At 66.0% G+C, this 17,595-nt stretch carries 18 protein-coding genes and 1 tRNA gene; 9 read left to right on the top strand and 10 right to left on the bottom strand.

Annotated elements, in window-relative coordinates:
- The first annotated feature begins 11 nt into the window (after window positions 1–11).
- Entirely contained in the window at window positions 12–1,223 is a 1,212-nt protein-coding gene (locus tag QO033_RS09075; RefSeq protein WP_284480640.1) for a glycosyltransferase 61 family protein, read from the top strand.
- Here QO033_RS09075 and QO033_RS09070 read toward each other — a convergent pair.
- Window positions 1,220–1,813: an HD domain-containing protein gene (locus QO033_RS09070; protein ID WP_284480639.1), complete on the bottom strand. Its 594-nt coding sequence runs from the start codon at window positions 1,811–1,813 to the stop codon at window positions 1,220–1,222. The genes QO033_RS09075 and QO033_RS09070 overlap by 4 nt on opposite strands.
- Before the next feature lie 165 nt (window positions 1,814–1,978).
- Between QO033_RS09070 and ahcY the strand changes: the two genes are divergently transcribed.
- Window positions 1,979–3,373 (top strand): adenosylhomocysteinase, encoded by a 1,395-nt coding sequence (gene ahcY, locus QO033_RS09065; RefSeq protein WP_284480638.1) that lies wholly within the window; start codon window positions 1,979–1,981, stop codon window positions 3,371–3,373.
- A gap of 50 nt (window positions 3,374–3,423) precedes the next feature.
- On the opposite strand, the gene QO033_RS09060 is transcribed toward ahcY, so the two are convergent.
- Window positions 3,424–3,843, bottom strand: coding sequence for a GFA family protein (locus QO033_RS09060; RefSeq protein ID WP_284480637.1), 420 nt, complete (start codon window positions 3,841–3,843; stop codon window positions 3,424–3,426).
- A 211-nt stretch (window positions 3,844–4,054) separates the two neighbouring features.
- Between QO033_RS09060 and QO033_RS09055 the strand changes: the two genes are divergently transcribed.
- Both QO033_RS09055 and QO033_RS09050 read left to right on the top strand, forming a co-directional pair.
- A complete protein-coding gene (locus QO033_RS09055) occupies window positions 4,055–5,404 on the top strand; it encodes an esterase-like activity of phytase family protein (RefSeq protein ID WP_284480636.1) in 1,350 nt (449 codons plus the stop codon).
- Window positions 5,405–5,656: 252 nt separating this feature from the next.
- A complete protein-coding gene (locus QO033_RS09050; RefSeq protein WP_284480635.1) occupies window positions 5,657–5,998 on the top strand; it encodes a DUF2853 family protein in 342 nt (113 codons plus the stop codon).
- Window positions 5,999–6,043: 45 nt separating this feature from the next.
- On the opposite strand, the gene QO033_RS09045 is transcribed toward QO033_RS09050, so the two are convergent.
- From QO033_RS09045 to tsaD, 4 genes are read right to left on the bottom strand one after another with little or no spacing between them, the layout of a single operon-like run.
- Entirely contained in the window at window positions 6,044–6,466 is a 423-nt protein-coding gene (locus QO033_RS09045; protein ID WP_284480634.1) for an EVE domain-containing protein, read from the bottom strand.
- A complete protein-coding gene (locus tag QO033_RS09040; protein WP_284480633.1) occupies window positions 6,466–6,732 on the bottom strand; it encodes a YciI family protein in 267 nt (88 codons plus the stop codon). The genes QO033_RS09045 and QO033_RS09040 overlap by 1 nt, the downstream gene beginning before the upstream one ends.
- Before the next feature lie 2 nt (window positions 6,733–6,734).
- On the bottom strand, window positions 6,735–7,697 hold the full coding sequence (locus tag QO033_RS09035; RefSeq protein WP_284480632.1) for an NAD(P)H-dependent glycerol-3-phosphate dehydrogenase: 963 nt from the start codon (window positions 7,695–7,697) through the stop codon (window positions 6,735–6,737).
- On the bottom strand, window positions 7,694–8,788 hold the full coding sequence (gene tsaD / locus QO033_RS09030) for a tRNA (adenosine(37)-N6)-threonylcarbamoyltransferase complex transferase subunit TsaD (RefSeq protein WP_284480631.1): 1,095 nt from the start codon (window positions 8,786–8,788) through the stop codon (window positions 7,694–7,696). Before tsaD ends, QO033_RS09035 begins: the two co-directional genes overlap by 4 nt.
- A gap of 73 nt (window positions 8,789–8,861) precedes the next feature.
- Between tsaD and QO033_RS09025 the strand changes: the two genes are divergently transcribed.
- The 4 genes from QO033_RS09025 (at window position 8,862) to QO033_RS09010 (ending at window position 12,699) form a co-directional block, all read left to right on the top strand.
- Window positions 8,862–9,605 (top strand): uroporphyrinogen-III synthase, encoded by a 744-nt coding sequence (locus QO033_RS09025; protein WP_284480630.1) that lies wholly within the window; start codon window positions 8,862–8,864, stop codon window positions 9,603–9,605.
- A 55-nt stretch (window positions 9,606–9,660) separates the two neighbouring features.
- Window positions 9,661–11,040, top strand: a complete 1,380-nt coding sequence (locus QO033_RS09020; RefSeq protein WP_284480629.1) for a COG4223 family protein — start codon at window positions 9,661–9,663, stop codon at window positions 11,038–11,040.
- A 10-nt stretch (window positions 11,041–11,050) separates the two neighbouring features.
- Window positions 11,051–12,577 carry a heme biosynthesis protein HemY gene (locus QO033_RS09015; RefSeq protein ID WP_284480628.1) on the top strand — a complete coding sequence of 509 codons (1,527 nt, stop codon included), beginning with the start codon at window positions 11,051–11,053 and terminating at the stop codon, window positions 12,575–12,577.
- 46 nt (window positions 12,578–12,623) lie between these two features.
- Window positions 12,624–12,699, top strand: a tRNA-Thr gene (locus tag QO033_RS09010).
- A gap of 87 nt (window positions 12,700–12,786) precedes the next feature.
- Here the strand turns inward: QO033_RS09010 and QO033_RS09005 are convergent.
- The 4 genes from QO033_RS09005 to QO033_RS08990 all read right to left on the bottom strand — a co-directional run bounded on the left by QO033_RS09005 (window position 12,787) and on the right by QO033_RS08990 (window position 16,504).
- A complete protein-coding gene (locus tag QO033_RS09005) occupies window positions 12,787–13,497 on the bottom strand; it encodes a glycosyltransferase family 25 protein (protein WP_284480627.1) in 711 nt (236 codons plus the stop codon).
- A 154-nt stretch (window positions 13,498–13,651) separates the two neighbouring features.
- Window positions 13,652–14,935 carry a TRAP transporter large permease gene (locus QO033_RS09000; protein WP_284480626.1) on the bottom strand — a complete coding sequence of 428 codons (1,284 nt, stop codon included), beginning with the start codon at window positions 14,933–14,935 and terminating at the stop codon, window positions 13,652–13,654.
- On the bottom strand, window positions 14,928–15,446 hold the full coding sequence (locus QO033_RS08995) for a TRAP transporter small permease (protein WP_284480625.1): 519 nt from the start codon (window positions 15,444–15,446) through the stop codon (window positions 14,928–14,930). The genes QO033_RS09000 and QO033_RS08995 overlap by 8 nt, the downstream gene beginning before the upstream one ends.
- Before the next feature lie 74 nt (window positions 15,447–15,520).
- Entirely contained in the window at window positions 15,521–16,504 is a 984-nt protein-coding gene (locus tag QO033_RS08990) for a TRAP transporter substrate-binding protein (RefSeq protein WP_407682106.1), read from the bottom strand.
- Between the two features lie 267 nt (window positions 16,505–16,771).
- Between QO033_RS08990 and QO033_RS08985 the strand changes: the two genes are divergently transcribed.
- Window positions 16,772–17,590 carry a bifunctional allantoicase/(S)-ureidoglycine aminohydrolase gene (locus tag QO033_RS08985; RefSeq protein ID WP_284480623.1) on the top strand — a complete coding sequence of 273 codons (819 nt, stop codon included), beginning with the start codon at window positions 16,772–16,774 and terminating at the stop codon, window positions 17,588–17,590.
- Window positions 17,591–17,595: the final 5 nt, after the last annotated feature.

Below are 17,595 nucleotides of genomic sequence, written 5' to 3'. Positions count from 1 at the left end.
AAGGAGGCCCCATGGCCGAGGAGGAGCAGTTCGGGCCGGAGGGCCAGCCTCTGCCTGAAGGCGGCTGGTCGGGAACCATCGTCACGCTGGAAAACGCCGTGGTGGTGCCGCCCGAGGAAAGCAGCTTTGTCCAGCCCGCCGGGGTTCTGGATGCCGCGGGCCGCTATTGTCCCGAAGGCGCGCTGTGGCGCAAATACCGGCCGCTGACCACCGAGCCGGCGCAGCCCGCCACCATTTCCGACACGCTGCCGGGGCGCTGGCTGTGGGGCGGGGTGCTCTGGGCGCATTTCGGCCATTTCCTGGTGGAAAGCTCGTCGCGGCTCTGGGCGCTGAACGAGATCGACCAACCGGTCGATGGCATTCTCTTCATCCCGAAACGGCCGGCAGTGGGCGATATGGTGCGCGGGTTCCAGCGCGATTTCATCGGCCAGATGGCGCCGGGCCTGCCGATCCGTGTCGCCACCGCCCCGATGCAGGTCGAAGAGCTGGTGGTGCCCGGTCAGGGCTTCGGTCTGGGCAAGATCACCGCCGGCACGCAGAAGTTCCGCGATGCGATCCACAGCCGGTTTGCGCTGGATGTGGCGCCGGAGGGTCCCGAGAAACTCTACATCTCCCGCTCCAAGCTCGGGCTCGGCAAGGGCGGGCTCCTGGGCGAGGAGCAGCTGGAAACCCTGCTGGAGGCGGAAGGTTATGAGATCTTCCATCCGCAGGAGCATGACATCGCCACCCAGCTGGCGCGCTACAAGGCGGCGAAGAAGGTGATTGCGGCGGATGGCTCGGCTCTGCATCTCTTCGCCATGGTGGGTCGTCCGGATCAGCCGGTTGCGATGATCCTGCGGCGCCAGTCCGGCGCCAACAATCTGCTGGCCGGCAATGTGGCGCATTTCTGCGGCTCCACCCCGCTGGTGATCAACGCGCTGCGCACCGAATGGGTGAAATCGACACAGAAGAAATCCAACCGCCTGTCGTTCGGAGAGATCGACCATGGCGTTCTGGCCCGGGTCTTGGGCGAAAAGGGCTTCGTGCGTCCGGGGCTGAGCTGGCCGACGCTGAGCGATGCGGAACGCGAACAGGTGCTGAAGGACAAGGGGCTGGGAGGCAACGACGATTTCGTGGAATCGCCGGAATACGTCCGCCGCCGGGTCCGGGCGATGCGGGAAGCCCGCCGGGCCCGCCGGGCCGAGCGTGAGGCCGGGGCCGAAACCGCAGCGGCGCAGGATTAACCCAGCGCCGCCAGCAGGGCGGCGTGGCGGGCGGTGAAATCCGTGCGCACCTCCACCGGCGGCCGCAGGCGGATGTTCAGCCCCTCGGTCAGCGCCGGATCGGGCCGGCCGAAGAAGCGGTTCGCCTCGGACTCGGAAAACCCGGCGATCCGCGTCGCCTCCATCCAGGCACTGATCCGGTCGGCCCGTTTGATCTGCCGCTTGACCGAGGCCGGCAGCGCCGCCGGCAGGCCGAAGCGGATATGGATCGCCGCCGTCAGCCGCGCGTCGAGCTCGCCATAGCTGGCGCCCACCGCGGCCTTCACCGGCGAGATCATGTCGCCGATGACATATTCCGGCGCATCGTGCAGCAGCGCCGCCAGCCGCCATTTCACCGGCGCATTGGGCGCGATCCGGCCAAAGATCGTTTCGACCAGCAGCGAATGTTCGGCCACCGAATAGGCGAAATCGCCCTGGGTCTGACCGTTCCACCGCGCCACGAAGGCCAGACCATGGGCGATGTCCTCGATCTCGATATCGACCGGGGTTGGGTCGAGCAGATCGAGTCTGCGGCCCGAAAGCATGCGTTGCCAGGCGCGGGGCTGTTTCATCGGGGGTCACCTTGAATCGGGAGGGTCGGACTCGGGTGCCGCTTATGTACCCAATGGCTGCCGCGACGCAACGGGGGCTGCGGCTTTGGGACCCGGACCATTGTCCACAGGCCCCGCGAATGCTATCTGGCCCTCAAAGCGCTGACATTCAGGGAATTCGCACACATGGCATCCGACTATATCGTCAAGGACATCGCATTGGCCGAATTCGGCCGCAAAGAGCTCGATATCGCTGAAACCGAAATGCCGGGCCTGATGGCGCTGCGTGAGGAATACGGCGCCGCACAGCCGCTGAAGGGCGCGCGGATTGCCGGCTCGCTGCACATGACGATCCAGACCGCCGTTCTGATCGAGACGCTGGTGGCCCTGGGCGCCGATGTCCGCTGGGCCTCGTGCAACATCTTCTCGACCCAGGATCATGCTGCGGCCGCGATTGCCGCGGGCGGCACCCCGGTCTTCGCCATCAAGGGTGAAACGCTGGAGGAATACTGGGACTATTGCGACCGCATCTTCCAGTTCGAAGAGGGCGGCGCCAACATGATCCTCGACGACGGCGGCGACGCCACGCTCTACGTCCTGATGGGCGCCCGGGTCGAGGAAGGCGAAACCGATCTGATCGCCACTCCCACCTCGGAAGAGGAAGTCGCGCTGTTCGCGCAGATCAAGAAGCGGCTGGAGGCCAGCCCGGGCTGGTTCACCAAGCAGCGCCATATGATTCAGGGCGTGTCGGAAGAAACCACCACCGGCGTGCATCGCCTGTATCAGATGATGGAGAAAGGCCACCTGCCCTTCCCCGCCATCAACGTCAACGATTCCGTCACCAAGTCGAAGTTCGACAACAAATACGGCTGTAAGGAATCGCTGGTCGACGGCATCCGCCGCGCCACCGACACCATGATGGCCGGCAAGGTCGCCGTGGTCTGCGGCTATGGCGATGTCGGCAAAGGCTCTGCCGCGTCGCTGGCCGGTGCCGGTGCCCGCGTCAAGGTGACCGAGGCCGATCCGATCTGCGCCCTGCAGGCCGCCATGGACGGTTTCGAGGTCGTGCTGCTGGAAGACGTCGTCTCCTCGGCCGATATCTTCGTCACCACCACCGGCAACAAGGATATCATCCGCATCGAGCATATGCGCGAGATGAAGGATATGGCCATCGTCGGCAACATCGGCCACTTCGACAACGAAATCCAGGTCGCGGCGCTGAAGAACCACAAGTGGACCAACATCAAGGACCAGGTGGATATGATCGAGATGCCGAGCGGCAACCGGATCATCCTGCTGTCCGAAGGCCGCCTGCTGAACCTCGGCAACGCCACCGGTCACCCGTCCTTCGTGATGTCGGCCAGCTTCACCAACCAGACGTTGGCGCAGATCGAGCTGTTCACCAAGGGCGACCAGTACAAGAACGAAGTCTACGTGCTGCCCAAGCATCTGGACGAAAAGGTCGCGGCCCTGCACCTGGCCAAGGTCGGCGCCAAGCTGACCCAGCTGACCCCGGAACAGGCCGCCTATATCGGCGTGAAGCCCGAGGGTCCGTTCAAGCCGGAACACTACCGCTACTGATCAATCGACCTCAGGTCGCTGGAAACGCCCCGCAATCGCGGGGCGTTTTTCTATGGGCGCCCGCCTGGCAGGCCGTCGATCCGGGGGGCGGTTTCCGCCGCCTCCTCCCATCCGGCGCGGTCGCTGAAACAGATATGCGCCTCGGGCCTCAGTATCGGCACCGTTTCCAGACTTCCGGCCGGCACCACGATCTGCCCGCCGTTCCGGCGCAGGTTCGGCACCGGCGATCCGCAGTGGCTGCAAAAGCTTTTCTGATAGCGGGTGCCGGGCAGCTGGAAGGTTCGGACCAGCTCCCGCCCCGACAGCCAATCCAGCCGCGCGGTATTGGAAAACAGCGTCGCCGCATGGGCGCTGCCGGTGGCCTTCCGGCAGCGGGAGCAATGGCAGAGAAAGAAGTGTTCGAAGGGGCCCGCGATGGTGAAGCGGATGGCGCCGCAAAGGCAGCCGCCGGTGGTGATGTCTTCCCTCATAGGCTGCGCCTTTCTTGATGTGGTGAGCCGATCAGCTTCGGGCCAGCTCTGGACAAAATCGACATTTCTACAAGATGTCAGATAGTTACATTGCACGTCAAAATATCATGCGGCGGGTGGCGAGATTACAGAACCGACATATCACAGCCATTCGCCTGTTACCTGCCCGGCGTAGCTGCACCGCATCACGACATCCAAAAGGATACTCAAGATGCGCCTTTCGTTCTCCGTTCTTGCGCTGGCCAGCGCCTTTGCCGCGCCGGCCCTGGCCGAAGACAGCTTTCCCGCCACGCTGGCCGGTCACGCCGCCATCCCGGCGCTGACGCTGATCACGCCGCCGGCCGACGCGCCGCAGGATGCCTGGGTCTCGGGCAAATTCACCGGCAAGGCCCGCAACGACGCGCCGATGACCGTCGAGGGCAATACCGGCAAGGCCTATGGCGCCCATGGCACCGGCCTCTATCTGCCGTTCATCGGCCAGCCGATGCAGGGCATGTCCGGTTTCGCCATGACCCCGGCGGAAGACGGCAGCATCTATACGCTGACCGACAACGGTTTCGGCAACAAGCGCAACAGCCCCGACGCGATGCTGTTCTTCCACAAGATGGCGCCCGATTTCGAAACTGGCACGGTCGAACGGCGCGACACCATCTTCCTGTCCGATCCCGATCACAAGGTGCCCTTCCGCATCGCCTATGAAGGCACCGACAGCCGCTATCTGACCGGCGCCGATTTCGACACGGAATCGATGCAGGTGCTGAACGGCGAGGTCTGGATCGGCGACGAATTCGGCCCCTATATCATCCGCGCCGGGCTGGATGGCGTGGTCAAGGCGGTCTATCCGACGGTGCTGGACGGCAAGGAACTGCACGGCCCCGACACCTACAGCGTCTATGTCCCCGCCACCGCCGGCAAGGATTTCCAGGTGCAACGTTCCGGCGGCTATGAAGGCATGGCGCTGCAGCCGAACACCGGTCTGCTCTGGGCGATGCTGGAAAAACCCATCCTGGGCGAGGATGGCAAGCCTGAGGGCAACTTCCTGCGGGTCATCCAATTCGACACCAACACGGCGGAATGGACCGGCAAGAGCGTGAAGTTCGCCCTGGCCGAAGGCGCCACCGCGATCGGCGATTTCAACTTCATCGACGACACCCGCGCGCTGGTGATCGAACGCGACAACGGCGAAGGCGATGCCGCCCGCGCCTGTGCCGATGGCGCCACCGATACCTCTGGCTGCTATCCGCGGCCGGCGAAGGTGAAGCATATCGTGCTGGTCGATACCGCCGATATCGATGCTGACGGCTTCATGCGCCGCATCGGTTATATCGACCTGCTGAACATCGCTGATCCGAACGGCCTGGCGCTGGACGGCATGAAGCCTGCCGAAGGCCCGTTCAGCTTCCCCTTCTTCACCATCGAGGATGTGATCGCGGTGGACGACACCCATATCCTGGTCGCCAACGACAACAACCTGCCGTTTTCCGGCGGGCGGGAACCGGGCGTCGCCGCCAACAACGAATTCATCCTGCTGTCGGTGCCGGAACTGCTGGCCGCGAAATAAGCGATTGGCCTGAAATGGGGTGGCGGAATGCTACCCCATTTTCTCTCTTGTGGCGCGGGGAAGAGTTTCGGCGGTCTTCGGATTTCGCAGTCGCCCCGACGTCATTTCAGAATTCAATTCGGAATTCATTTCGGTTCGGGGCGGAATACTGTCTTATGGCTGCGACGGTGGATCGGCGGCGCCGGACCTTCGCGGTGGCGCAGTCGCACCGCTGCGCGAGGGCAAAGACGCCTGAACTCTGGAGGACGCCTGATGGGAAAACGTGACGATCTGATCGCGCAATATGCCGACGATCTGAGAAAGAAATGCGGGATGGAGCCGGATATGGAGCTTCTGACCAAGGTCACCATCGGTTGCGGCCCGGCCATCTATGATGCCGATGCCTCCACCGTGGCCGCCACCCAGCCGGGTGAGGTCGAGACGGTGAAGAAGAACTTCCTGATCCGGAAACTGGGCCTGGAAGACGGGCCGGAACTGGACGATGCGATTGCCCAGGCGATCGAAACCTACGGGAAGTCCGAGCGGCATAAATATCGCGCGGTGATTTACTATATGCTGGCCAAGCATTTCGGCAAGGAAACGGTCTACGACTGATCCCGTGACCGGAACGGGCGCGGCCCGGGGCGCGCGCCCGTTGCCTCAGTCGGCGGAGACGCCGGCCATCTTGCAGATATGACGCCACTCCGCCTCGGTCACCGGCTGCACCGACAGGCGGGAGTTTCTGACCAGAACCATATCGGCCAGCTCCGGTTCCGCCTTGATCTGATCCAGGGTCACCGGATGCTGAACGGGCTCTAACGCACGGATATCGACGCAGTCCCAACGCGGATCATCGGCCTTGCTGTCGGGATGCGCCTCGGCGCAGATCTCGACCAGCCCGACGATCGCCTTTTCCTTCTGGGAATGATAGAAGAACCCCTTGTCGCCGACTTTCATCGCCCGCATGAAATTACGCGCCTGATAGTTGCGTACGCCGTCCCATTCCTCGCCCGCGGCCCCCTTGGAGACCTGATCGTCCCAGCCCCAGGTCGAAGGTTCGGATTTGAACAGCCAATAGGCCATTAGATCACCTTCTTCCATTCGATCAGCTCGACGCTGTCGAACAGGCCCGCCTTGGCATAGGGATCGTTCGCCGCCCAGTCCTCGGCTGCGGCCATGTCGGCGACGTCGAGGATCACCAGCGACCCGGCCATGTCGCCATCGACAATCAGCGGGCCCGCCTGCGATACCACGCCGGTCGATTGCAGATAGGCCAGGTGGGCCTCGCGGGTGTCCTTGCGGATCTGCAGCGCACCGGTCTTGTCGCGGGCGATCAGGGCGATCAGCATTGTCATTCCTCCTTGAGCGGTCGGGTGAGAAGCGCGGTCATTGCCGCATCCAGGGTCAGTTTTCCGTCCAACAGCCCGACCACGCAAGCGGTGATCGGCATTTCCAGCCCCATGGCGCGGGCCTTGGCATCGGTGGCACGGGCGGTGGCGGCGCCTTCGACGGTGACTGCTGGATCGAACCCCTCACCCCGCCCCAGCGCCAGCCCCAGCCGGTAATTGCGCGACAGGGTCGAGGTGCAGGTTAGCGTCAGATCGCCGAAGCCCGAAAGCCCCGCCAACGTTTCCGCCTGCGCCCCCAATGCCAGCGCCATGCGCTGCATCTCGGCATAGCCGCGGGTCATCAGCGCGGCGCGGGCGCTGTCGCCCAGCCCGGCGCCGATCACCGCACCGCAGGCGATGGCGATGACGTTCTTCAGCGCGCCGCCGATCTCCGCCCCCAGCGTGTCGGTGGTGCGATAGACCCGCAGCGTCGCGGTATTCAGGCTCTGTTGCAGGGATTTTCCCAGATCCGCATCGCTGCAGGCCAGCGTCAGCGCGGTCGGCAGCCCCTTGGCGATATCGGCGGCAAAGCTGGGGCCGGTCAGCAGCGCATGGTCGGCCTCCGGCAAGGCCTCGCGCATCACCTCGATGGGGCCTAGGCCGGTGGCAAGCTCGATCCCCTTGCAGCAGGCGATCAGTACCTTGCCGGTCAGCGCCGGGCGATGCTGCTCCAGCATGCCGCGCAGCTGTTGCATCGGCACCGCCAGTAACAGGATCGGGTTCAGCGCCGCCTGCCCCAGATCTGCGCTCAGCCGTAGATCGGCGGGAAAGCGCATGCCGGCCAGCCGCCGGGTGTTTTCACGCGCCGCCGACATCTCGGCCACATGATCGGCGGACCGCGACCAGAGCGTCACCGGCCCCTTGCCCGCCAGGGAGATCGCCAGCGCGGTGCCGAAGGCGCCGGCGCCCAGAACCGAAACGCTCATGCCTTGGCCCCCTTCTTGCCACCACCCAGCAGCGCCGGGCTCTGCCGGTCCAGCGGCCAGCGGGGCCGGGCCGCCAGCGTCAGATCGTCCTGTTCGCCGCGGGCGAAACGTTCGATGCCTGCATAGGCGATCATCGCTGCGTTATCGGTGCAAAGCTTGAGGGGCGGCGCGGTGAATTGCACACCCAGATCGGCGCAAACCGTCTCTAACCCGGTGCGAATGGCGCTGTTGGCGGCGACACCGCCGGCAACCGCCAGAACCGGCACCGCCGGCGCCTCCTGCAGGTAGATCCCCAGCGCCCGGCGGGTCTTGCTGGCCAGCACATCGACGATCGCCTGCTGGAACCCGGCGCAGAGATCGGCGCGGTCGGCGCGCGTCAGCCCGCCCTTTTCCGTCACGATCTGGTCGCGCGCCCGCAGCAGCGCGGTCTTCAGCCCGGAAAACGACAGGTTGCAATCGTCGCGGTCCAGCAGCGGCCGGGGCAACCGGAACCGCCTGGGATCGCCCTTCGCTGCCTCCGCCTCGACCGAGGGGCCGCCGGGCTGCGGCAGGCCAAGGATGCGGGCGGCCTTGTCGAAGGCCTCTCCCGGGGCGTCGTCGATGGTGCCGCCCAGGCGGGTGAACTCCTCCGGGCCACGGGCGATCAGATATTGGCAGTGGCCGCCGGACACCAGCAGCATCAGATAGGGAAAGCTGACCGCATCGGTTAGCCGCGGGGTCAGCGCATGGCCGGCCAGATGATTGACGCCGACCAGGGGCAGACCGGTGGCGGCGGCGATCCCCTTGGCGCACATCACCCCGGCCAGAACCCCGCCGATCAGACCGGGCCCGGCGGTCACCGCCACCGCGTCCAGATCGCCGAGTGTCAGGCCGGCGCGGTCCAGCGCCTCGGCGACGCAGAGGTCGATCTTCTCCGCATGCGCCCGCGCAGCCAGCTCCGGCACCACGCCGCCAAAGGCGCTGTGCAGCTCGGTTTGGCCATAAACGACGGAAGACAGGATCTCCGCCCCCTGCCCGCCCTGCCGCACCACGGCGGCGGCGGTGTCGTCACAGCTGCTTTCCAGCCCCAATACGGTAAGTTTCTGCGCCATCGGTCCGGGCCGTTGTCTCCATATGCTCTGGCAGGTAACACTCCGGATGCTGGCAAACAATCCCGGGGACCCGATGGCGACGCTCCTGATGACCCGCCCGCCTGATGCGGCGGACCGTTTCGTGGCTGCCCTGGACCCGGCGCTGCGGGCGCGGCTGGCGCTGATCCGGGCGCCGCTGATGCAGATCGTGCCATGCCAGGCGCGGATCGCGCTGGCCGGTGTCGCCGGTGTCATCTTCACCTCCGCAAATGGCGTGCGCTTCGCCGATCTGCCTGCCGCCACCATCCGGAGCCTGCCGGCCTATTGTGTCGGCCGCACCACGGCCGAGGCAGCGCAGGATGCCGGCTGGCAGGTGGTACTGACCTGTCCCGATGCCGACCATCTGGTCGCGGCGCTGACCGATGCGCGCCCGGTGGCACCACTTTTGCACCTGCGTGGCGCCCACGCGCGGGGCGAGATCGCCGGGCGACTGACCGCCGCAGGCATCGAGACCGGCGCGGCGGTGGTCTACGATCAGGTACTGTTGCCGCTGAGCCCGGCGGCTCAGGCCGCCCTCGCCGGCCCAGAGCCGGTGATCGTGCCGCTGTTTTCGCCGCGCACGGCGCGACATTTTGCCGATATCTGTGGCGATGCCGCCAGGCCCGCCGCGCCTCTGTTTCTGGGTGCGATCAGCCCGGCGGCAGCAGAACCCGTTGAAAATCTGGGGGCTGCGGCGCTTGAGGTGGCGAAAACCCCCGATGCCGCCGGAATGGCCGTCGTCGTCGAAAGATTGGCGGAGCGGTCCTGCCGGGTTGAGGGCCCGGGCGGCGCGCAGTAGGGTGCTTCGGCAGATTGCGCGGAATATTTGATTGTGAATCGGAGAGGATTTCAGGGTGGCCGATAAGACCGATCCGAACCCCGAGCTTGAGACCGACGGCAAGCCGAAGGTCGACCCGGAGACGGCAACCGAGACCGAGGCCGATCAGGCCGCTGAAAATCAGCCCGGTCAGGATGACGAGACGGCGGACAGCGTTGACGCCGAAGAGCTGAGCGCCGAGACGGCTTCCGAAGCCGAAGCCGAAGCCGAAGCCGAAGCCGAAGCCGAAGCCGAAGCCGAAGCCGAAGCCGAAGCCGAAGCCGAAGCCGAAGCCGAAGCCGAAGCCGAAGCCGAAGCCGCGTCGGTTGAGATGCAAGATGTCGAAACGACAGAGCCCCCCGCCGCTGAGCCCGACCCGGCCGACAGCCTGCTGGCGCCGGCGCCGGTGGAACGGATCATCGAAAAGCGCGGCGGTTTCCTGCCGGCGCTGATCGGCGGTGTCGTGGCCGCGATCCTCGGGTTCGCTGCCGCCCGGACCGAGGTGCTCGACCCCTATCTGCCCGCGGCACTGAAATCCGGCACTGCCACCGCCGCGCTGGAAAGCCGGCTGGCCGATCAGGCCAAGGCGATCGCCGCGCTGCAGGCCGATCTGGCCGCGGCCAAGCCCGATCTCGGCCCGCTTGAGACCCAGGTGAGCGCCGCAGCCGCGACGGCGGAGGCCGCCCGCACCGCCGTGGACGATCTGACGTCCGGCGTCTCGCCCCTGGGCGAGCGGCTGACCGCGTTGGAGAGCCGCCTGACCGAACTGGAGACGCGGCCGCTGTCCGAGGGCGCCGCGCCCGAGGCCGTCGCTGCCTATGAACGCGAGCTTGCCGCGCTGCAGGACTCGCTGGCGCAGCAACGGGCCGAGGTCGAAAAGATGGTCGAGGAGGCCCGCGCCACCGAGACCCGCGCCGCCGAGGCCGCCCAGCTGGCCGCCAACCGCACCGCGCTGGCGGAACTGCGTGCCGCCCTCGACAGCGGGGCCCCCTATGCCGGGCTGCTGACGGAACTGCGCAACGGTGGTGTCACCGTGCCCGATGCGCTCTCTGCCGCGGCGAATGACGGGGTGGTCACCATGGCCGCGCTGGGTGACGGTTTCGCGCCGGCCGCCCGTGACGCGCTGGCCGCCGCCCGGGCCGAAACCAGGGGCACCGACCGCAGCCTCACCGCCTTTCTGCAGCGCCAGCTGGGAGCCCGGTCCGTGGCCCCGCGGGAGGGCGACGATCCCGATGCGATCCTGTCCCGGGCCGAGGCGGCGCTGACCGCCGGTCATCTCGCCGGCGCGCTGGACGAGGTCGAGACCCTGCCCCAGTCCGCCCGTGCCGCCATGGCCGACTGGATTGCCCTGGCCCGCCTGCGGGTCAATGCCATTGCCGCCGCGGATACGCTGGCGCAAAGCCTGAACACGAACTGAGGGGCCTGACATGCTGTGGTCGCTGCTGAAAATCCTGATCTTCGTCACCGTGGTGGCCGCGCTCGCCTTCGGGGCCGGGCTGCTGCTGGAAATGAGCGGCGGGGTCCAGATCACCGTGGCCGGCACCGAATTCACCCTCGGGCCGCTGCAATCGGTGATCGGGCTGATCGTCCTGGTGGCGCTGGTCTGGCTGGGGCTGAAACTGGCCTCGCTACTGGTGGCGACGTGGAAATTCCTCAACGGCGATGAAACCGCGCTGTCGCGGTTCTTCGACAAGGGGCGCGAACGGCGCGGCTATCAGGCGCTGGCCGATGGCATGATGGCGCTGGCCTCGGGCGAGGGGCGGCTGGCCATGGCCAAGGCGGCCCGCGCCGCGCGCTATCTGGAAAAGCCCGAGCTGACCGATCTGCTGACCGCCCAGGCGGCCGAGATGGCCGGCGATACCCGCAAGGCCACCGAAACCTACAAACGGCTGATCGGCAACGATGCCACCCGTTTTGTCGGGGTGCGCGGTATCATGAAACAGAAGCTGGCCGAAGGCGATACCGAGACCGCCCGCAAGCTGGCCGAAAAGGCGCTGGCGCTGCGGCCGCGGCACGAGGAAACCCAGGACGTGCTGCTGGATCTGCAGGCCCGGGCCGAGGATTGGGCCGGCGCCCGCCGCACCCTGACCGCCAAGTTGAAGGCCGGCGCCCTGCCCCGCGACGTCTACAAGCGTCGCGATGCGGTTCTGGCCCTGTCGGAAGCGCGCGACGTCGCCCGCGAGGATATCTCGATCGAGGCCCGCGAACGTGCCATCGAGGCGAACAAGCTGTCCCCCGATCTGGTGCCCGCGGCCGCCCTGGCCGCGCGCGCCTATGTCGCTGAGAACAAGCCGAAGCTGGCGGTGCGGGTGTTGAAAAAGGCCTGGGAAGCGCAGCCGCACCCCGATCTGGCCGCCGCCTTTGCCGCCATCGCCCCGGAGGAGACACCGGCCGAGCGGGTCAAGCGGTTCCAGGCGCTGACCCGTATCCACCCGCATCACGCCGAAACCCGGCTGCTGCTGGCGGAGCTGAACATCGTGGCGGAAGATTTTCCCGAGGCCCGGCGCGCTCTGGGCGATCTGGTGGAGAATGCTCCCGACGCCCGGTCGCTGACCCTGATGGCGGCGATCGAACGCGGCGAGGGCGCCTCGGACGCGGTGGTCCAGGGCTGGCTGGCCCGGGCGCTGAATGCACCGCGCGGGCCGCAGTGGGTCTGCGACAACTGTGGTCAGCTCCATTCCGAATGGGCGCCCTTCTGCAGCAACTGCCATGCCTTCGATACGCTCAGCTGGAAATCGCCGCCGTCGCCGGAAATCACCGGCGCCACCGGTGCGACCCTGCTGCCGCTGATCACCGGCGCGCTGGCGGACAAGACCGCCGGGACGCCGGAAGAGGAGGCAGGGGTGGAAGAGGTCGCCGAAGCGGAGGTGATCCCGCCTGCGGGGGCCGCCGATCCGACTGAGGTCACAGACCCCGGCGCAGAAACCCCGGAGGCGCAGGAAGAGCGCAAATAACCCCTTTCCTGCCCGGCGTCGCAGTGCTAAAGCGCTGCGCACCAGGGCCGCTGTAGCTCAGCTGGTAGAGCACGTCATTCGTAATGATGGGGTCGGGGGTTCGAGTCCCTTCAGCGGCACCACTTTCCGGCCCTCGGGGCCGGTTTCCCGATCAGATCGATCTTCCGCACATTCCGTCGGCGGGCTTGCGCGTCCGGATGGGCCGGCGCTCAGGCGCTGCGGTTCTTCAGCCGCCGCAGCCAGCCGGTCAGCGGCAGCCGTTCGCGCCAGCCGGCGCCCGGGGTGATATCGGAGCGTGAGGCGCGCTGGGTGATCAGCTGCGGTGTCGCCACCACGGTGCGGAACTGCGGATAGGCAGCGCGGAACCAGTTATAGGCCCCGTCGACATGCATCGGTCCGCCTTCGGGCGAGCCGGCGGGTCGGGCCAGGATCGCTTCGAGATAGGGGATGGCGGCGGCGATGACCGGTTTGCGCAGCGCCATGGCATGCGAGGTCTGCAGCGGGAAATCGGCGGGAATCGCGGTGATGGGGCCGGTCGGGATCAGCTCGGCCAGCGGTGTGTAGCCGGCATAGAAGATATCCCAGTCGATCCCGTCCAGTGCCGTCATCGCGGATCTCTGTTGCCGCAGGAAGGTCCTGCCGAAATGGGCGTCGTCCTCCAGGATCAGCAGCAGGTCGAGATCGGCGTCCCGGGCCGCCCGCAGCACCCCCAAGTGGCTGAGAAAACAGCCGCGCGCCCCTATCGAGGGGAAATCGCCGGCGCTGTCGGGTTTGACCGCGCTGAAAAACGCGATCTTCTGGCCGTCGATGGTGACATCGGCCCGGTCCAGCTCGTCCCGCAGCTCCATCCGGCGGTCTTCGCGTTCGGGCAGGTTAATGATCTGCGCACGCTGAAATAGGTCGAAGAATTCGCTACTCATACATTCGCCAACATGACAGGGACCCGCCCGGGGAGGAGTGGGGCAGGCGCGTTTCGGGCATGGCTGGCGAGGGACCGCCGCCGGGGTAACTCAACCCTGAGACTAGCTCAGGCGCCCCGGCCGGAACAAGCGGCCTTTACGTCAATTGGATCGTTCAGAAGCCGCTGACATGCGGCAGCCAGGTGGAGAGCGCCGGGATGAAGGTCAGCAGCATCAGCACGATGAAGCTCATCAGGAAGAACGGCGGCATCTCGCGGATCAGCGCCCCGGGTTTCAGGTGCACGGTCGAGGAGACGACGAAGATCAGGCTGCCCACCGGCGGCGTCGCCAGACCCAGCGTCAGGTTGACGATGACGACGATGGCGAAATGCTCCGGCGCGATTCCCAGCGCGGCGCTGATCGGGGCCAGGATCGGCACCAGGATCATGACGCCGGGCAGTGGGTCCATGAACAGGCCGAAGGCCAGCAGCAGCAGGTTGACCGCGAGCAGGAACAGGATCGGCGACAGGTCCCAGGCGATGATGGTTTCGGCCAGGAACTGCGGGATGCCCTCGATCACCAGCACCCAGGCAAAGGCCCGGGCGGCGCCGAGGATCAGCAGAACCGCGGTGCTGACCAGGGCGGCGCGCAGGATGATGCCGGGCAGGTTGCGCAGGCTGAGCGACCGATAGACGAAGGCGCCGCAGAGCAGGGCATAGAACACCGCCATGACCGAGGCTTCGGTGGGCGTGAAGACGCCGCTGCGGATGCCGCCGATGATCAGGACGATCAGGAAGATTGCCGGCATCGCGTAGAAGCTGGTGCGCACCATTTCCGCCATCGGCGGGCGGGCCTCGTCGCTGCGGTAATCGCGCTTGCGGCTGACGTACCAGTTGCCGGCCAGCGTGCCGGCCGACAGCAGCAGCCCGGGAATGATCCCGGCCATGAACAGCGCGCCGACCGAGGTGTTTTCGTCCTGCATGGCGTAGATGATCATGGTGATCGACGGCGGGATGATCGGCCCGACCACCGCGCTGGAGATGGTCAGCGCCCCGGCATAGGATTTCTTGTAGCCGCCCTTTTCCATCATCCGGATCATCATCGCCCCGGGTCCGGCCGCGTCGGCCAGCGCCGATCCGGAGATGCCGGCAAAGAGGGTCGAGGAGATCACGTTGGCATAGCCGAGCCCGCCGCGCAGATGGCCGACGAACTGCGATACGAAGCGCAGCAGGGTCTGGGTGATGCCGCCGCCGGTCATCAGCTCGGCCGCCAGAACGAAGAAGGGCACCGCCAGAAGCGGAAAGCTGTCGAGCCCGGCGAACATTTCCTTCACCACCACCAGATGCGGATAGGTGCTGCCGAAGCTCAGCGCGACGAAGACTGAGATCGCCATGGCGAAGGCGACCGGAACCCCCAGCGCCAGCAGGACGAAAAGGGCGGGAAACAGGATTTCAGCCATTGGCGCCACCGGGCATCGCGTCGGTCTCGTGACCGTGGGATTTGTAATGTCCGGCACCGATGAAGGGCCGGGCGATCAGCAGCAGATGCAGGATCAACAGGCCGAAGCCGATCGGCATCGCCGCGTAGATGTACTTGAACGACAGCCGCAGCGCCGGCGTTTTCTGGTATTGCATCCGCTGCATGTATTGCCAGCTGACCCAGACCATGAAGCCGAAGAAGACCAGCAGCAGCAGCACGATCAGCCCACGCAGCAGCCGTTGTGCCGGCTTCGGCAGGGAATCCTGCAGGTTGGTGATGGCGACATGCATGCCGCCGCGCAACGCCAGCCCGGCGCCGACGAAGGTCATCCAGATCATCATGTAGCGCGCCGCCTCATCCGCCCAGGGCAGGGAGTTGTTGGTGAGATAGCGCAGCGCCACATTGGTGCCGACAACCCCGGCCATGCCTGCCAGCAGCAGGATCACGGCGGCGCCGTTCAGCGTGACGAAGAGACGTTCGAGATGGCGCATGATTTCGCATCTACCTGAATAGAGAAGGAGCGGCGCGTTGCTGCGCGCCGCTCCGGAGCCTGAAAGACCGCCGATTACTCGGTCGCGATGATGCTGTCGATCAGCGCCTTGTCGTAGGTCTTGTAATAGGTCTCATAGGCCGGGGCGACGGCCTTGAGGAAACCGGCTTTTTCTTCCGGGGTCAGTTCGTTGATCTCCATGCCGCGTTCGCGCAGGGTCTCGACACCGCTGGCCTCGACATCGTCGACATAGCCGCGCATGGCGATCACGGCCTCGGCCGCGCCTTTTTCAAAGGCGGCCTTGTCCTCGTCCGACAGACCTTCCCAGAACGGTTTGGACACCAGCAGCATCGCCGGCGAATAGACGTGGCCCGACAGGGTCAGGTATTTCTGCACTTCGTCGAGCTTGACCGAGACGATCACCGACAGCGGGTTTTCCTGCCCGTCGATCACGCCCTGCTGCAGCGAGCTGATGACTTCCGGCCAGGCCATCGGGGTGGGCGCGGCGCCCAGCACGGTGAAGGCCTCCAGATGGACCGGGTTTTCCATCGTGCGCAGCTTCATCCCGGCCATGTCGGCGGGGGTGTGGATGGCGTTGCGGTTGTTGGTGATGTGGCGGAAGCCCTGTTCGCCCCAGCCCAGTGCGTGCAGGCCGACATCGTCGAATTTGGCCAGGATCTCCGACCCGATCGGGCCGTCCAGCACACGGCGGGCATGGCCCAGGTCGCGGAACATGAAGGGGATGTCGAAGACGCCGGTTTCAGGCACGAAGTTGGCCAGCGTACCGGAGGAGACGATGGTCGCCTCGACGGTGCCGATCTGCAGCCCCTCGATCACTTCGCGTTCGCCGCCCAGACCGGAGGAGGGGAAGTGCTTGAACACGAATTTACCGTCGGTTTCGGCCTCGACGACTTCCTGCCATTTCTTCGCGGCAACCCCGTAATGCGAGGTCGGCGACAGCGCATAGCCGATCTTCACCTCGGTTTGCGCGCTGGCGGCGGTGCCGCCGATTTGCAGTGCTGCGGCCAGGGCCAGCATGGCGCCGCCACGAATGAGCATACTCATGACACTCTCCTCCAGATTTCGAACAGCAGGGTGGTAGCCTTTGCATTCCTGAGGAGCAAGCCGTGCACATACGACATATCGCAAAAAATTCCGGGAATTTAGGGCAACATTATTGCCATAAATGGCTGTCGCGATCCAGCGCCCCGAGATTTTCAGGATTTTCCGACCGGTCTTTCAGCCATTGCCGATAGGGAAAGCGGTTGGATTGCCCCGGCGATCCGCCTTTGATGCGGGGGACGTCTCCAGGAGAGGGCCCGCCCGATGACCGATCCGCGCTACTACGCTCCCAGCGGCGGGCTGCCGCCGCAGACCCAGATTCTGACCGACCGCGCCATGTTCACCGAGGCCTATGCGGTGATCCCCAAGGGGTGTTTCAGCGATATCGTCACCAGCTTCCTGCCGTTCTGGGAGGGCGCGCGGTTCTGGGTGATGGCGCGGCCGCTCTCCGGCTTTGCCGAGACGTTTTCCCAGTACATCGCCGAGCTTCAGCCCGGTGGGGGCAGCGACCGGCCAGAGACCGATCCGCGCGCCCAGGCGGTTCTGTTCGTGGTCCAGGGGACGCTGCGCCTGACGGTGGCCGGCACCGCGCATGATCTGCGGCCGGGCAGCTATGCCTATCTGCCCGCCGGGGCCGACTGGGCAGTCAGGGCAACAGGGCAGGGGCCGGCACGGTTCCATTGGGTGCGCAAGGCCTATCAACCGGTAGAGGGGCTGGCCTGGCCGGAGGCCTTCGTCACGCATGAGGCGGATCACGCGCCCATTGCCATGCCGGGCACCGGGGGGACATGGGCGACCACCCGTTTCGTCGATCCTGTCGATCTGCGCCATGACATGCATGTCAATATCGTCACCCTGCAGCCGGGCGCGGTGATCCCCTTCGCGGAAACCCATGTGATGGAACACGGGCTCTATGTGCTGGAGGGCAAGGCGGTCTATCGGCTCAATCAGGATTGGGTCGAGGTCGAGGCCGGCGATTTCATGTGGCTGCGCGCATTTTGCCCGCAGGCCTGCTATGCTGGCGGGCCCGGGCCGTTCCGCTATCTGCTTTACAAGGATGTGAACCGGCATATGCCGTTGTGACGGCG

Source organism: Pseudodonghicola flavimaris (genome assembly GCF_030164425.1).
In the GTDB taxonomy this organism is placed as follows: Bacteria; Pseudomonadota; Alphaproteobacteria; order Rhodobacterales; family Rhodobacteraceae; genus Pseudodonghicola; species Pseudodonghicola flavimaris.
This window is presented reverse-complemented; position numbering and strand designations above follow the sequence as displayed.

What these genes read in the sequence shown, in the direction of transcription:
- QO033_RS09075 (WP_284480640.1), top strand. Translation starts at nt 12, where the DNA reads ATGGCCGAGGAGGAGCAGTTCGGGCCGGAGGGCCAGCCTCTGCCTGAA.
- QO033_RS09070 (WP_284480639.1), bottom strand. Translation starts at nt 1,813, where the DNA reads ATGAAACAGCCCCGCGCCTGGCAACGCATGCTTTCGGGCCGCAGACTC.
- ahcY (WP_284480638.1), top strand. Translation starts at nt 1,979, where the DNA reads ATGGCATCCGACTATATCGTCAAGGACATCGCATTGGCCGAATTCGGC.
- QO033_RS09060 (WP_284480637.1), bottom strand. Translation starts at nt 3,843, where the DNA reads ATGAGGGAAGACATCACCACCGGCGGCTGCCTTTGCGGCGCCATCCGC.
- QO033_RS09055 (WP_284480636.1), top strand. Translation starts at nt 4,055, where the DNA reads ATGCGCCTTTCGTTCTCCGTTCTTGCGCTGGCCAGCGCCTTTGCCGCG.
- QO033_RS09050 (WP_284480635.1), top strand. Translation starts at nt 5,657, where the DNA reads ATGGGAAAACGTGACGATCTGATCGCGCAATATGCCGACGATCTGAGA.
- QO033_RS09045 (WP_284480634.1), bottom strand. Translation starts at nt 6,466, where the DNA reads ATGGCCTATTGGCTGTTCAAATCCGAACCTTCGACCTGGGGCTGGGAC.
- QO033_RS09040 (WP_284480633.1), bottom strand. Translation starts at nt 6,732, where the DNA reads ATGCTGATCGCCCTGATCGCCCGCGACAAGACCGGTGCGCTGCAGATC.
- QO033_RS09035 (WP_284480632.1), bottom strand. Translation starts at nt 7,697, where the DNA reads ATGAGCGTTTCGGTTCTGGGCGCCGGCGCCTTCGGCACCGCGCTGGCG.
- tsaD (WP_284480631.1), bottom strand. Translation starts at nt 8,788, where the DNA reads ATGGCGCAGAAACTTACCGTATTGGGGCTGGAAAGCAGCTGTGACGAC.
- QO033_RS09025 (WP_284480630.1), top strand. Translation starts at nt 8,862, where the DNA reads ATGGCGACGCTCCTGATGACCCGCCCGCCTGATGCGGCGGACCGTTTC.
- QO033_RS09015 (WP_284480628.1), top strand. Translation starts at nt 11,051, where the DNA reads ATGCTGTGGTCGCTGCTGAAAATCCTGATCTTCGTCACCGTGGTGGCC.
- QO033_RS09005 (WP_284480627.1), bottom strand. Translation starts at nt 13,497, where the DNA reads ATGAGTAGCGAATTCTTCGACCTATTTCAGCGTGCGCAGATCATTAAC.
- QO033_RS09000 (WP_284480626.1), bottom strand. Translation starts at nt 14,935, where the DNA reads ATGGCTGAAATCCTGTTTCCCGCCCTTTTCGTCCTGCTGGCGCTGGGG.
- QO033_RS08995 (WP_284480625.1), bottom strand. Translation starts at nt 15,446, where the DNA reads ATGCGCCATCTCGAACGTCTCTTCGTCACGCTGAACGGCGCCGCCGTG.
- QO033_RS08990 (WP_407682106.1), bottom strand. Translation starts at nt 16,504, where the DNA reads ATGCTCATTCGTGGCGGCGCCATGCTGGCCCTGGCCGCAGCACTGCAA.
- QO033_RS08985 (WP_284480623.1), top strand. Translation starts at nt 16,772, where the DNA reads ATGACCGATCCGCGCTACTACGCTCCCAGCGGCGGGCTGCCGCCGCAG.